Below are 12,789 nucleotides of genomic sequence, written 5' to 3'. Positions count from 1 at the left end.
CCGATGAAGCTGAAGCTGCAGCACGTTGCCCATGTCCGCTCGGGCGACAAGGGCAACACCTCCAACATCACGGTCATCGCCTACGAGCCGGACCTTTATCCCATCCTCAAGGAGCAGCTCACGGCCGAGCGCTTCAAGGAGTTCTATGCCGGCATGGTGACTGGCAAGGTCACCCGCTACGAGGTCGACAAGCTCGGCGTCCTGAACTTCGTGGCGGAAGGCGCATTGGGCGGCGGCGTCTCGCGTTCGCTCTGCCTCGACAATTACGGCAAGGCCCTGTCCGCTGCCGTGCTCGGGTTCGAGATCGAAGTGCCGGACTCGAAGGCGAACCTGCTGCGCAACTGGCGGCCGGAGGCTGCCTAGCAGCCCCCATAGCCGGGCGCGGTCCGGCCGTTCACTCAGCAACACAGAACAAGAGGCGGCCGCTCACCCGGTCGCTCCAGGGAGATGTCGTGATGGTTCCCGAACTCACTGAACTCGCGTCAGGACTCCGGTTCCCCGAGGGCCCGGTAGCGATGCCCGACGGATCGATCCTCCTCGTCGAGATCGAGCGCGGGACGGTGACGAAGGTCGCGCCGGACGGGGCTGTCTCCTATGTCGCGAGGCCCGGCGGCGGGCCGAACGGTGCGGCGCTCGGGCCGGACGGTCGCCTCTTCATCTGCAACAACGGTGGGTTCCGCTGGACCCCGGAGGGCGACGAGAGCGGCCTCCGCCCGATCGGCATCGCCGAAGACTATTCCGGCGGCCGGATCGAGGCGCTCGACCTTGAGACCGGTGAGATCGAGGTGCTCTATCGCGAGTGCGACGGGCGCCTCCTCTGCGGCCCGAACGACCTCGTCTTCGATGGCGAGGGCGGCTTCTACTTCACGGACCTCGGCAAGGTGCGCCACCGCGACCAGGATCGCGGTGCGGTCTACTACGCCCGAGCGGACGGCAGCATGATCCGGGAGGTCGTCTTCCCGATCTTCACGCCGAATGGCTGCGGCCTCTCGCCGGACGGACGCGTGCTCTATGTCGCCGAGACGGAAACAGCGCGGCTCTGGGCGTTCGACCTGACTGGGCCCGGGGAGATCCGCCGGCATCCGTTTCCGTCACCGCATGGCGGGCGGCTCGTCACCGGTCTGCCAGGCTACAACCGCTTCGACTCTCTCGCGGTCGATGCGGGCGGCAACATCTGCGTTGCGACGCTCGTCAATGGCGGGATCACGGTCGTGTCGCCCGACGGCCACTCGGTGCGGCACGTCCTCATGCCCGAACGCTGGGTGACCAATATCTGCTTTGGCGGCCCGGACCTGCGCACGGCCTACATCACCCTGTCGTCCACCGGGCGACTGGTCTCGATGCCCTGGGAGCGTCCAGGCCTGCCGCTACACCACCTGAATAAGTGACGTAGCCGATCGCTCAAGCGGCAAGCCGGAACCCAGGCCGATGGACCCCGCCTTCGCCGGAGTGAGCGGGGAGGGAGGATCGAATGAAGCACGCGCTCGTTGTCGGTGCCCTCGGGGTCGTCGGGCAAGGCCTCGTTCAACACCTTGCCGGCCAGCCCGGCTGGAAGGTGACCGGCCTGTCGCGCCGGAACCCAAGCGAAGCGCGCGCAGCAAGCTACATCTCGATCGACTTGCTCGATCGCGATGATGCCGAGCGCAAGCTCGCCGGGCTCGCGGACGTCACGCACATCTTCTACGCCGCCTATCTGGAGCGGCCGAGCTTCGCCGACGAAGTGGCCCCCAATCTCGCGATGCTGCGCAACACCGTCGAGGTGGTCGAGCGCGCCGCACCAGGGCTCGAGCACGTCAGCCTGATGCAGGGCACCAAGGCCTACGGGACGCATCTCGGGCGCTACAGGACGCCGGCCCGCGAGACGGACCCGCGGCACATGCCGCCGAACTTCTACTACGACCAGGAAGACTTCCTCCGGGAGCGCGCGCCCAAGGCTCGGTGGACGTGGTCCGCCATGCGGCCGCGCACGATCTACGGCTACGCGATCAACTCGCCGATGAACATGACTTCTGTCCTCGGCGTCTATGCGTCGATCTCGAAGGAACTCGGCCTGCCGCTGCGCTTCCCGGGTACGCCGGGCGGCTACCGCGCCCTGCAGCAAGCGATCGACACCGACCTTCTCGCCCGCGCGACCGTGTGGGCCGCGACCGAGCCGCGCTGCGCCAACGAGATCTTCAACGTCACCAATGGCGGCCTCTTTCGGTGGGAGCATATGTGGCCGAAGATCGCCGCCTTCTTCGGCATGGAATGCGGGCCGGTGCAGACGATCCGGCTGGCCGAGCAGATGGCCGACAAGGGTTCGCTCTGGGCCCGAATGGTCGAGAAATACGGTCTCCAGCCGACGCCCTACGAGCAACTCGTCGCCTGGAAGTTCGGCGATTTCCAGTGGCACGCCGAGTACGACTCGATCTCGGAGACGACCAAGATCCGCCGCTACGGCTTCCACGACATCGTGGACGACGAGGAGATGTTCGTGCGCCAGATGGCGCGCCTGCAGGAGCTGCGCGTCATCCCGCCCGCAGCGTAGCTGGCCGCTGCTTCGAATCCCAATCAGGGAGGAGACCGCGGCCCGGCCGGATCGGGCTCGCCTGCTATGGCGGCGTGCCGGCCTTCGCCGGACGCCGGATCGGCGGCCACCGCGGGCACGGGAGGGACATCGGCGTTGTTCTCCGCCCGGTCACGATAGAGCGCAGCGCGGGTCAGGAGCATCAGGGTGACAGGCGTCGTGATGAAGACGAAGGCCCCGATCAGCACCTCGTGGACGACGGGGCGAGATCCTAGCGCGGAGAAGAACACCATGGATCCCGCGAGCACGCTCCCGATGCCGAGCGTCGTGCCCAGCGTCGGCGCGTGGACGCGCTGGTAGAACGAGCGAAGGCGCAGCATCCCGACCGACCCGATCAGGGCGAGAGCCGACCCGGTCAAGATGAGGATGGAGACGAGCAGCGCGGCCCAGGCCGGGATGTCGACGGCGTTCGTCACTCGATGATCTCGCCGCGCATGAGGAACTTCGCCGAGGCCGCGGTCGACACGAAGCCCAGCATGGCGATGATGAGCGCCGCCTCGAAATAGACTTGGCTCGCCGTGCGGATGCCGAAGACCAGGAGGAGCATCGTCGCATTCACGTACAACGTGTCGAGGCCCAGAACGCGATCCTGAGCACGCGGGCCGCGCAGAATCCGGTAGGTCGCGCAGGCCATGGCGGCCGTCAGGATGATCTGCGCCGCAAAGACCGACCAGTCGAGGATCGTCGTTGTCATGCGATGATCTCCATCAGCCGGCGCTCATACCTTTCCTTGATGATCCTGACCCATTCCTCCTCGTCCACAAGATCGAGCACGTGGAGGAGCATCGTTCCCTCCGCCGAATCATACTCGACCCAGACCGTGCCAGGGGTCGCCGTTATGATGCAGGCGAGTACCGTCAGCCCGGTGGGATGGCGCATGTCGAGCGGGACACGGACGAAGCCGGAGCGGCGCTCGCTGGCTCCCGGGCCGAGGATGATGCGGGCAACCGCATTGTTGGAACGGACGATCTCGACCGCCACGTCCCACGCCAGCCCCACGGCCATACCGATCCGCCGGAGCCTCGTCCGCGGCGGGGGCAGGGCGGAGAGCGCGAAGCTTGCCAGCAGGGCGGCCGCCACGCCGAGGATCACCGTCCCCGGCGCCACGCTCTCGTTCAGGATGAGCCACATCCCGAACAGGCCGGCCAGGATGAGCGGATATTGCAGCCAGACCCTCACCTCGGTGCTCCCGGTTCTGGGATGCGGGCATCGGGGAAGATGGCGCGGACGTAGTCTCGTGGCGCGTGCAGGCTGCGGGCCGTCGCCTCCATATAGGCCATGACTGGAGCCGGCCGGACCGTCAGGGCGGTACACAAGGCGATAAGGAATACGACCGGGCCTATCTCGACAACCCGCACTCGAGACACCGAAGCGGCCGGCGCCGCCCAGAACACGTCGATGCCGATGCGCGTCATCGCGATCACCGTCGCGAGGCCGGAGAGGATGAAAGCGCAGACCAGCACCCAGGTACCGATGGAGATCGCGTCCGGTCCCGACATGAGGGGGGAGAGGATCGCGAATTTCGCCAGGAAGCCAGACAGTGGCGGCAGCCCGGCGAGCAGCAGCGCGCAGGCTATGAAGCCGATCCCGAGGACGGCTGCGGTGGCCGGAATGGCGACACCGACTTCCTCCTCCCGCTCCTCTTCTTCGTCTGTGCCGAAGGCCTCGCGGGTCACGGCGAGGATGTCGGCGCCCGGCTCCCGACCTCGCTCGACCAGTTCGATGAGAAGAAAGAAGGCGCCGATCGCCGGGACTGCGCTGGCAACATAGAACAGCGCGCCCCCCGTCGCGGAGACGTGGCCCGCCCCGATGGCAGCGAGCAGCGTGCCCGACGAGACGAGGACGCTGGCCCCGGCGACCCTGGCCATGTTCTGGGAGGCGAGGACTGCGATCGAGCCGAAAGCGAGCGTGAGGAGGCCACCGATAAAGAGCCAAGCTCCTCCGAAGCCGGAAGAGGCGCCGGCATCGTCGCCGAACAGCATGAGCCAGAGCCGAAGGACGGCGTAGATGCCGACCTTGCTCAGGATGGACAGCACGGCGGCCGCGGGCGGGCTCGCGGCAGCGTAGGTGGGCGGCAGCCAGAAACCGACGGGCCACATCGCCGCCTTGATCAAGAACGCGATGCCCAGGATCGCGGCGCCCGTCTCCGCGAGAGCACGGTCTTCCGGCGCAACCGCCGGTATCCGAACCGCGAGGTCAGCCATGTTGAGCGTCCCGCTGACGCCGTAGATCATGCTGACGCCGATCAGGAAGAGCAGCGACGCCGTGAGATTGATGACGATGTAGTGCAGGCCTGCCCTGACGCGCGCCGCGCCGGAGCCATGCAGGGCAAGGCCGTAGGAGGCGGCGAGCATCACCTCGAAGAAGACGAAGAGGTTGAAGAGGTCGCCGGTCAGGAACGCACCGTTGATCCCCATAAGCTGGAACTGGAACAGCGGCTGGAAATGGGATCCGGCGCGGTTCCAGCGGGCGATCGAGAAGACCAGCGCCGCCATGCCGAGAAGGCTGGTGAGCAACACCATCAGGGCCGACAGGCGGTCAAGCGCCAGTACGATCCCGAACTGGGCGGGCCAGTTTCCAAGGCGGTAGACGCGCACGATCCCCGCTTCGCTGCCGTCGGCGATACGCACCAGGGCAATGCTGAGGGCGACGAGCAGCAGCACGGAGACGATGCCGAGCCCGGTCACCAGGTTGCGGCGGCGCTCGCCGAGCAGGATGGCCAAGATCCCCGCGACGAGCGGAACGACGATCGGGAGGACCGTCAGGTGGTCGGTCCAGGAGGTCATCGCTCGGGCTCCCGGCCGTCGACGTGGTCGGTGCCGGTGAGGCCCCGCGCAGCTAGGAGAACCACCAGGAAGAGCGCCGTCGTCGCAAAGCTAATGACGATAGCAGTCAGGACGAGCGCCTGAGGCAGCGGATCGGCATAGGTTGCGAGAGTGCCCGCCTCACCTCGCGCGAGGATAGGTGGCTCGCCGATGCGCAGGCCCCCTGTCGAGAAGATGAAGAGGTTCACCGCATAGGACAGCAGCGAGAGGCCGATGATGACCTGGAAGGTCCGTGGCCTGAGCAGGAGCCAGACGCCGGAGCCGGCCAGGATTCCGATTGCCAGGGAGACGATGGCCTCCATCACTGTCCTCCCGAGGCGATCACCGGAGTGGGTACATCCGCCAGCTCGGGCGCCCGCGCGGGGCGCCGGGGCACCGCGCGATGGCCGCGCAGGGATTGGTGCGCCAGCGCGATCAGGATGAGCACCGTCGCCCCGACGACCAGCATGAACACGCCGATGTCGAAGAGGAGCGCGCTCGCAACCGGCATTTTTCCGACCAGAGGGATCTCCGCATAGTTGAAGTAGGACGTCAGGAAGGGGCGCCCGAAGAACCATGCCGCAAGCCCGGTTCCTGCCGAAAGCAGCAGGCCGAAGCCCATCCAGCGCAGGGGGTGAACCTGCACGCGGGCTTCCGCGACCTGGGTCCCGCTCGTCATGTATTGCAGGATCAGGCCGATGGATGCCGTCAGGCCCGCGACGAATCCGCCGCCCGGCTGATCGTGGCCGCGCAGGAGAAGGTAGATCGCCACGAGCGTGATGACCGGGAAGAGCAGCCGCGCGATCACGGAGGGGACAAGGAGCCAGTCGGCGACCGTGTCGCCTTCGCTCCGGTCCGGCCGCGCCTCATCGTGCGCGCTCTGGTCCCGCTGCTGCTCGGGCGTCTCGACACTGTCCGGCGCCGGCCGGAAGCGCCGAAGAAGCGCGTAGACAGTCAGCGCGACCGCGGCGAGGACGGTGATCTCGCCCATCGTATCGAAGCCGCGGAAATCGACGAGGATGACGTTCACGACATTCGTGCCGCCACCTTCATTGTAGGCTCGCTCCAGGAAGTGCTGGGCCAGGACGTCCGGCGGCAGGCGCGTCATCACGCCATAGGCGAGCGCGGCCATGCTCAGTCCGCACAGGACCGCGATTGCGAGATCGATGAAGCGGCGCGTGCGCGAGATCCTCTCCGGCCCCGCGCTGCCGGGAACCTGGAAGCGCTTCGGCAGCCAGCGCAGCCCGAGAAGCAGCAGGACTGTCGTGACGACCTCGACGAGGAGCTGCGTCAGCGCAAGGTCCGGCGCGGAGAACCAGATCAGGGTGAGGCAGGTAACGAGCCCCGCCCCGCTGACAAGGAGCAGTGCCGCCAGGCGGTGAAACTTCGCCGTCCAGGCCGCGCCGAGCGCGCAGATGCCGCCGACCGCCCAGGCCGCGGCGAGGACGGGATCGACGGCCGCAGACGGCAGATTGCCCGGTCCGAGGCCGCGCAGCGCGACGGCCGAGACACCGGCCAGCAGCGTGAGGCAGAGGATCAGCCGCAGCTGGGGCTGCAGGCGACGGGTGCCGAGGACAAGCTCCGCCGAACGGGCGAGCCGCCAGGACAGGAACACCATCGTGCGCTCGAAGATCCGCCTGCCTTCAAAGGCGCGGATCAGCGGCGGGCCCTCGATCCCCTTTAGGAGATGAGGCTGTAGCGCAAGGTAGAGCAATGCGCCAGCCACGAGAGCGACGACGCTCATCAGGAGTGGAAGATTGAAGCCGTGCCAAAGCGCCAGGCTGTATTCCGGCGTCGCTGGCCCGAGGACTGACTGGACAGCCATGTGGAGGAATGGGCCGACGGTCGCGGCCGGGAAGATGCCGACCACGATGCAGATCAGGACCAGGATTTCGATCGGCAGCCGCATCCAGCCGGGGGGCTCGTGCGGTTGGCGCGGCAGGTCGACCGGGTCGGGTCCGAAGAAGGCGCCGTGGATGAACCGGAGCGAATAGGTCACGCTGAAAGCGCTGGCGATGACCGCGAAAAGGGGGAGGACGTCCAGCAGCAAGGGAACGGGAGAGGGTGCGGAAAGCGCCTCCGCGAAGAACATCTCCTTCGACAGGAACCCGTTGAGGAGCGGCACTCCCGCCATTGCTGCCGCCGCGACCATCGCGAGGGCCGACGTGAACGGCATGTAGCGACTCAGCCCGGAGAGCTTGCGGATGTCCCGGGTGCCGGTCTCGTGATCCACGATCCCGGCCGCCATGAAGAGCGACGCCTTGAAGGTCGCATGGTTCATCATGTGGAAGATGGCAGCGACAAGCGCGAGTTTGGTGCCAAGCCCGAGCAGGAGCGTGGTCAAGCCGAGATGGCTGATGGTGGAATAGGCGAGAAGACCCTTCAAGTCGTGCTGGAAGATGGCGATGTAGGCGCCGAGGACGAGGGTCACGAGCCCCGCTGTTCCCACGATCCAGAACCACGCGTCCGTCCCGGCGAGAACCGGCCAGAGGCGAGCCAGGAGGAACACGCCTGCCTTCACCAGCGTCGCAGAATGCAGATAGGCGGAAACAGGCGTCGGCGCCGCCATCGCGTGCGGCAGCCAGAAGTGGAAGGGGAACTGAGCGCTCTTCGTGAGAGCGCCAAGCAGGATGAGGATCAGAGCGGGCAGATAGAGCGGGTGCGCGCGGATCCGGTCGCCTTCCGAGAGCACCGTGGCCAGATCATAGCTGCCCGCGATGTGGCCGAGGATCAGCATACCCGCAAAGAGCGCGAGGCCGCCCGTGGCCGTGATCGTCAGGGATATGCGCGCGCCGTCTCGGGCTGCGGCGCTCTGATGCCAGTAGCCGATGAGCAGGAATGAGAAGAGACTCGTCAGCTCCCAGAAGAAGGCGATCTGGATCAGGTTGCCCGACGTGACCACGCCGAGCATGGAGCCCATGAAAGCGAGGAGGAACGCGAAGAACCGCGGAACGGGGTCCTCCGCCGACATGTAGTACCGCGCGTAGAGCACGACGAGCGCGCCGATACCGGCGACCAGCCCCGCGAAAAGCCAAGCCAGCCCGTCCAAGCGCAAAGTGAAGTTGAGCCCGAGCGAGGGCATCCACGCCGCTTCGTACCGCACCATCGAGCCCGAGTGCACGGCCGGGAACGCTCCCCAGATCACCGCCAGGCAGCCCACGGCGACGGCTCCGGCGAGCCAGGATGCGGCATTCCGGGAATAGGTGGGCAGGAGCCCGGCGACGATCGCACCCGCGAACGGGAGAACGAGCAGAAGGAGAAGAAACGAGTCGGGCATAACTCCTGCAGGGTCGGGTCTCGAACGGGCTCGGATACCCTTTAAGCGGGGAGAGTCTCGTGGGGAAAGCCCTTATGGCGCTTGAAGATCCGCATTCCGCATGAGGTGGGTCCTGCAGGGCGGTGGATGAGGTGGGGCTCCCGCGCCGGGCGGGCAGCCCAACCACCGCCAGGGCCGCCAGGAACGCGGCAGAGCGCTGAGCCAGCGCGGCTGAAGGAGATAGCCGAGAGCCGGACCCGCCCGGGCCAGCCTTGCCCGCCGCGAGAACCTTCGCGACAATCCGGCACACGTGGCGAGCAGTCGGGCAGGATCGTATGCCGGCCGTGAAGATCATCAGGCGGAACTCGCGCCCTGTCGTCCGGCGTGTCCTCAACGCCGGTTCGGGTCCGAAGCCGTCCCGACTCCACCCGATCTTCGCTTCGAGGTCCTGGGAGCACGTCCGGCTCGACGCGAACCCCGCCGCCGAGCCAGACCTGCTCGGTTCGGTCGCCGATATGACGACCCTCATCGCGGACGAGACATTCGATGCCGTGTGGTCCTCACACAACCTCGAGCACCTGCATGATCACGAGGTCGGGCCTGCGCTGAAGGAGATCAAGCGGATCCTCCGACCGGGCGGCTTTGCCCTGATAACCTGCCCCAGTCTCGAAGCAATCTGCCGCAGCATGTCGCGCCTCGATGTGGAGGCGCCCGTCTATGTCTCGCCAGCCGGCCCGATATCGGCCCTCGACATGATCTTCGGACACCAGGCGTCGATACGTGCCGGCAACGAGTACATGGCCCACCGGACCGGATTCACAGCCGAGCGCCTCGCATCCGACTTGATGGAGGCCGGGTTCGAGGCCGTCAGGGTCACCGCCGGTTCGGGTCTCGATCTCTGGGCAGCCGCCGTGAAGAACAAGGCGTATCAGGCTGGCATCGAGGATGAGCTGAGGCGATCGAGCTTGGGTCAGGTGCTCTTTGAAGGGGCGGTATTGTTGCTGTGAGTTTTCTTCGTTCCAAGGGAGGGCGAGGTTATTGTGCTTAAGTATGACGCGTCGCGCTCAAATCAGACATTGTCGATGCAGCGCTATTCTGAGAGCGTGCATTGCGGCGAATGTTTGTGGGCCCACATGACCCCGGCCGGGCGCAAATCGTTTCAGAGATATTGTCATCTTATGATGCTCATACGCCCGGCTTGCTCAAAGATCTGACGATGTCGGACTGCTCAAATCCACCATCTATCACGGCAGTCATCTGCACTTACGATCGGTACGACGTCCTTGTCGAGGCACTGCGGTCGCTTGAACAGCAGACGCTCCCGAAGGAGCAGTACGAACTTGTTGTCGTCGACAACTCACCCTCGTCCGAAAAAAAGGAGCGGTTCTGGGAGGGGTTGCACCTCGCCTGCGAGTGCCGGGCCGTGTTTGAAGACGAGCCGGGCCTGTCCCGCGCGCGCAACATCGGTCTCGAGGAGGCGAGGGGGCGACACATCGCCTTCCTGGACGATGATGCTGTGGCGAGCCCTGGATGGCTCGAGGCCGCCGTTACGGTTCTGGACGAACGGCCGAAGGTCGGGATTGTCGGTGGGCCTGTGGAGCCGATCTGGCCGGAACGGCGCCCGGCCTGGCTGCACGAGTGGCAGGAAGGCTATCTTACGATCCTCGATCGCGGGCCTGACCTCCGCGAGCTTGGCCCGGCGGAGTGGGTGGCCGGGACGAACATGGCACTGCCGCGCGAGGTGCTCCAACGGGCAGGCGGGTTCGACACCGCCATCGGCAGGATCGGAAGATCGCTGCTGTCGAACGAGGAACTTGCGCTGACGAAGAAGCTGAGCGCTCTCGGCTACACCTCCGTCTATTCGCCGAATATGCGTGTGCGACACCGCGTCCATGCCGACAGGCTCAACCAGGACTGGTTCGTGCGACGGGCGTCCTGGCAGGCTGTCTCGGACCTTCTCTCCTCTTCGGAGGCCGGATCGGGCGACCGATCATCGGACGAGCGGACTATCGAGCGCTTCTTCTCGTCGTTGCCAATCAGACGGCGAAAGTTCGAGAGCTTCTTTGCGGGTTCGGCGACCAAGGAGGAGTTCCAACTGAGACTGTCCGCCGTGGAGGCCCTTGCGCGTCTCCTGCTGCGCGAGGAGCGGGGCGCGGCTTCCTTGCGCTCCTCGGCGTAAGCGAGCCTGGCTGCGCGCTCGCGGTCTGAGCCTCGATGAGACGTCCCACAGCGCTGATTCTCTCTCCGACGCCTCCCGTCCCGGCGGATTATGGCAACCGCAATCGCGTTCGCCAGACGTACGATTTCCTGGCCAGCCGCGGCTTCGAGGTGTCGTTTCTACTCTACCCGATGGACCGGGACTGGGAGAAGGAGATCCCCGCTTATTACAAATGTCTCCAGTCGATGTTCTTCTACTTCGACGTAGTGGGAAATTCGCGCCCGCTTCATTCTCGGGCGGCTCGCCACCACCATGACATAGATGAATGGTGGGACGAAAACATCGCGGTCGAACTCGAGTGGCTGTTTAGGCGCAAGCGCTTCGACATCTTTCTCGTGAACTATCCCTTTCTGAGTCGGGGCTTCGAGTTCTGCCCCGCCGGCACGTTGAAGATCCTCGACAGCCATGATGCGTTTGCCGGCCGTCGTGAGATGTTCGAGAAGTTCGGCGTCGCGCCCGAGTACTTCTACACGAACGAGATTGAGGAGGCGGTAGCGTTCGACCGCGCCGATGTCGTGATCGGAATCAAGAAGACGGAGGCGCAGACGTTCAGGTCCCGCACTTCGGCGCGCGTGGTCTCCATCCCGTACTGGAAGCCGGCTACCCGCTCACGGTCGAAGGAAGAACGGTCGCGGCCAAAGGGGAAGGCGCTCTCGGTGGGGTTCATCGGTGCAGCCAACTCGGTGAACGCGGTCAACATGCGGGCCTTCGTCGGCCTCCTGGCGGAGGACCCTCGAATCCTGTCGGGCACCCTGCGGCTGGTGGTCGTCGGGAACGTTTGCGACAGCCTCTCCCCGAGGGGCGAATGGCTCGAGCTGCGTGGCCGGGTCCCATCGGTCGAGGCGTTCTACGCGGAGGTCGACATCGTCGTGGCGCCTTTGCGGTTCTCGACGGGGATCAAGATCAAGGTCGGGGAGGCGCTCGCCCACGGCAAACCGGTGGTGGCGACGGAGAACGCATTCGACGGGTTCACGCCGTATCATCCGACTCAGCACCTTCATGACCTCGAAGAGGTTGTGGACACTCTGTTCGAGATCGCGGACGGGCGTATCCCGCTGGCAGAGCTTCGGACCGCAGCCAAGTCTGCCGCGGCGGCGGCCGCCCATAATGCCCGGAAGGGCCTCGCCGAGCTTGGGGCTATCATCGGCGAGCGCGTTCGGCGGATCTACGTGATCGTGGATCGCGACATCTGGTATCGCGCCTGCTTCGTCGACGAGTTCGCCTGCCAGGCGATCGAGTTCCTGAGCCACATCGCTGGCGTGGTCATCGCCTACACAGGGAGAGGCACGCCGGATCCGAGCCGCATCTTTGCCGATGTCGAGTTCATCAAGATCGCCCGGGACGACGTCGCCTCAGAAGTCGTTGCGCTCTCGAAGACGTGCCGGGCGGCGGCCGTGCTCTGCGCGGCCGAGGAGCGGGCCATCGCGGATGAGATCAAGGCTGCGTGCCATCCTGGATCGACCGTTTTCGCGCTCGCTCCCCTCCACGAATTCCGGACGGGATTCCGCCTAAGGCAAGCCGCAGAAGGCGAGGGGCCTCGCCTGTTCGACCTTGCTCCGCTGCGCTATGTGCCCGTCGCGGTGCAGGGCGGAGAGAGCGTGCCGCAGGCCGAGTTCGTGGTCGCCCTGCAGCACGATGCCTCCAAGCAGGACCGGGCGCTCGCTGCACAGATCATCGCCCACCTCGGCCGGAATGGCAGAGCGGCCTCGCTCTACGAGATGCCGGCATAAGGCGAGTACTCGACCGATCTGTTCCAGTATTCCGGACGAGCGAGGAGTGCCCGGTGGGTTCTGATCGGAGAGGATACATTGGCCTGGGCATGCGTCAGGCACCTGCTCCTGCTCAGCGATTCCCACGGTCTGTGCCTGCGCCGGCCGGGTGCTCGCGAGGTTGCGGAGATCGCGCCTCATATCGCTGGCACGTTCGAGAGCTACCGCCACTCGAC

General features: G+C 65.9%; 12 protein-coding genes. 6 read left to right on the top strand and 6 right to left on the bottom strand.

Going from position 1 to position 12,789, the window contains the following annotated elements; genetic code table 11:
* Positions 1–3: 3 nt before the first annotated feature.
* From ACO2SS_RS10965 to ACO2SS_RS10955, 3 genes are all read left to right on the top strand, one after another.
* Positions 4–363 (top strand): AtuA-related protein, encoded by a 360-nt coding sequence (locus ACO2SS_RS10965; RefSeq protein ID WP_423277673.1) that lies wholly within the window; start codon positions 4–6, stop codon positions 361–363.
* Between the two features lie 92 nt (positions 364–455).
* Positions 456–1,388, top strand: a complete 933-nt coding sequence (locus ACO2SS_RS10960; protein ID WP_423277672.1) for an SMP-30/gluconolactonase/LRE family protein — start codon at positions 456–458, stop codon at positions 1,386–1,388.
* A gap of 83 nt (positions 1,389–1,471) precedes the next feature.
* A complete protein-coding gene (locus ACO2SS_RS10955; RefSeq protein WP_423277671.1) occupies positions 1,472–2,527 on the top strand; it encodes an SDR family oxidoreductase in 1,056 nt (351 codons plus the stop codon).
* 23 nt (positions 2,528–2,550) lie between these two features.
* Here ACO2SS_RS10955 and mnhG read toward each other — a convergent pair whose 3' ends face one another.
* Genes mnhG through ACO2SS_RS10925 form a run of 6 tightly spaced genes read right to left on the bottom strand, consistent with a single transcriptional unit; the run spans position 2,551 to position 8,647 of the window.
* Positions 2,551–2,982, bottom strand: a complete 432-nt coding sequence (gene mnhG, locus ACO2SS_RS10950) for a monovalent cation/H(+) antiporter subunit G (protein ID WP_423277670.1) — start codon at positions 2,980–2,982, stop codon at positions 2,551–2,553.
* Positions 2,979–3,260: a K+/H+ antiporter subunit F gene (locus ACO2SS_RS10945; RefSeq protein WP_423277669.1), complete on the bottom strand. Its 282-nt coding sequence runs from the start codon at positions 3,258–3,260 to the stop codon at positions 2,979–2,981. Before ACO2SS_RS10945 ends, mnhG begins: the two co-directional genes overlap by 4 nt.
* Complete coding sequence (locus ACO2SS_RS10940; protein ID WP_423277668.1) at positions 3,257–3,745, bottom strand: Na+/H+ antiporter subunit E; 489 nt, start codon at positions 3,743–3,745, stop codon at positions 3,257–3,259. Before ACO2SS_RS10940 ends, ACO2SS_RS10945 begins: the two co-directional genes overlap by 4 nt.
* A complete protein-coding gene (locus tag ACO2SS_RS10935) occupies positions 3,742–5,352 on the bottom strand; it encodes a monovalent cation/H+ antiporter subunit D (protein ID WP_423277667.1) in 1,611 nt (536 codons plus the stop codon). The genes ACO2SS_RS10940 and ACO2SS_RS10935 overlap by 4 nt, the downstream gene beginning before the upstream one ends.
* Positions 5,349–5,693 (bottom strand): Na+/H+ antiporter subunit C, encoded by a 345-nt coding sequence (locus ACO2SS_RS10930; RefSeq protein ID WP_423277666.1) that lies wholly within the window; start codon positions 5,691–5,693, stop codon positions 5,349–5,351. The genes ACO2SS_RS10935 and ACO2SS_RS10930 overlap by 4 nt, the downstream gene beginning before the upstream one ends.
* The gene (locus ACO2SS_RS10925) at positions 5,693–8,647 is read right to left on the bottom strand and encodes a monovalent cation/H+ antiporter subunit A (protein ID WP_423277665.1); all 2,955 of its coding nucleotides are present in this window, start codon (positions 8,645–8,647) and stop codon (positions 5,693–5,695) included. Before ACO2SS_RS10925 ends, ACO2SS_RS10930 begins: the two co-directional genes overlap by 1 nt.
* 323 nt (positions 8,648–8,970) lie before the next feature.
* Here ACO2SS_RS10925 and ACO2SS_RS10920 point away from each other — a divergent pair, with 323 nt between their 5' ends.
* From ACO2SS_RS10920 to ACO2SS_RS10910, 3 genes are all read left to right on the top strand, one after another.
* Positions 8,971–9,633, top strand: coding sequence for a class I SAM-dependent methyltransferase (locus ACO2SS_RS10920; protein ID WP_423277664.1), 663 nt, complete (start codon positions 8,971–8,973; stop codon positions 9,631–9,633).
* Positions 9,634–9,842: 209 nt separating this feature from the next.
* On the top strand, positions 9,843–10,805 hold the full coding sequence (locus ACO2SS_RS10915) for a glycosyltransferase family 2 protein (protein WP_423277663.1): 963 nt from the start codon (positions 9,843–9,845) through the stop codon (positions 10,803–10,805).
* A gap of 35 nt (positions 10,806–10,840) precedes the next feature.
* Positions 10,841–12,574, top strand: a complete 1,734-nt coding sequence (locus ACO2SS_RS10910) for a glycosyltransferase (protein WP_423277662.1) — start codon at positions 10,841–10,843, stop codon at positions 12,572–12,574.
* Positions 12,575–12,789 lie beyond the last annotated feature (215 nt).

This window comes from Enterovirga sp. CN4-39 (assembly GCF_049446235.1).
Taxonomy (GTDB): domain Bacteria; phylum Pseudomonadota; class Alphaproteobacteria; order Rhizobiales; family Beijerinckiaceae; genus Enterovirga.
Note: the sequence above shows the minus strand (reverse complement) of the source record. Positions and strands in the feature narration are given on the sequence as shown.

Bases quoted from the DNA above. Each gene is read 5' to 3' on its own strand.
- ACO2SS_RS10945 (WP_423277669.1), bottom strand. From the start codon at position 3,260: ATGACAACGACGATCCTCGACTGGTCGGTCTTTGCGGCGCAGATCATC.
- ACO2SS_RS10915 (WP_423277663.1), top strand. From the start codon at position 9,843: ATGTCGGACTGCTCAAATCCACCATCTATCACGGCAGTCATCTGCACT.
- ACO2SS_RS10925 (WP_423277665.1), bottom strand. From the start codon at position 8,647: ATGCCCGACTCGTTTCTTCTCCTTCTGCTCGTTCTCCCGTTCGCGGGT.
- ACO2SS_RS10910 (WP_423277662.1), top strand. From the start codon at position 10,841: ATGAGACGTCCCACAGCGCTGATTCTCTCTCCGACGCCTCCCGTCCCG.
- ACO2SS_RS10955 (WP_423277671.1), top strand. From the start codon at position 1,472: ATGAAGCACGCGCTCGTTGTCGGTGCCCTCGGGGTCGTCGGGCAAGGC.
- ACO2SS_RS10935 (WP_423277667.1), bottom strand. From the start codon at position 5,352: ATGACCTCCTGGACCGACCACCTGACGGTCCTCCCGATCGTCGTTCCG.
- ACO2SS_RS10930 (WP_423277666.1), bottom strand. From the start codon at position 5,693: ATGGAGGCCATCGTCTCCCTGGCAATCGGAATCCTGGCCGGCTCCGGC.
- ACO2SS_RS10960 (WP_423277672.1), top strand. From the start codon at position 456: ATGGTTCCCGAACTCACTGAACTCGCGTCAGGACTCCGGTTCCCCGAG.
- ACO2SS_RS10965 (WP_423277673.1), top strand. From the start codon at position 4: ATGAAGCTGAAGCTGCAGCACGTTGCCCATGTCCGCTCGGGCGACAAG.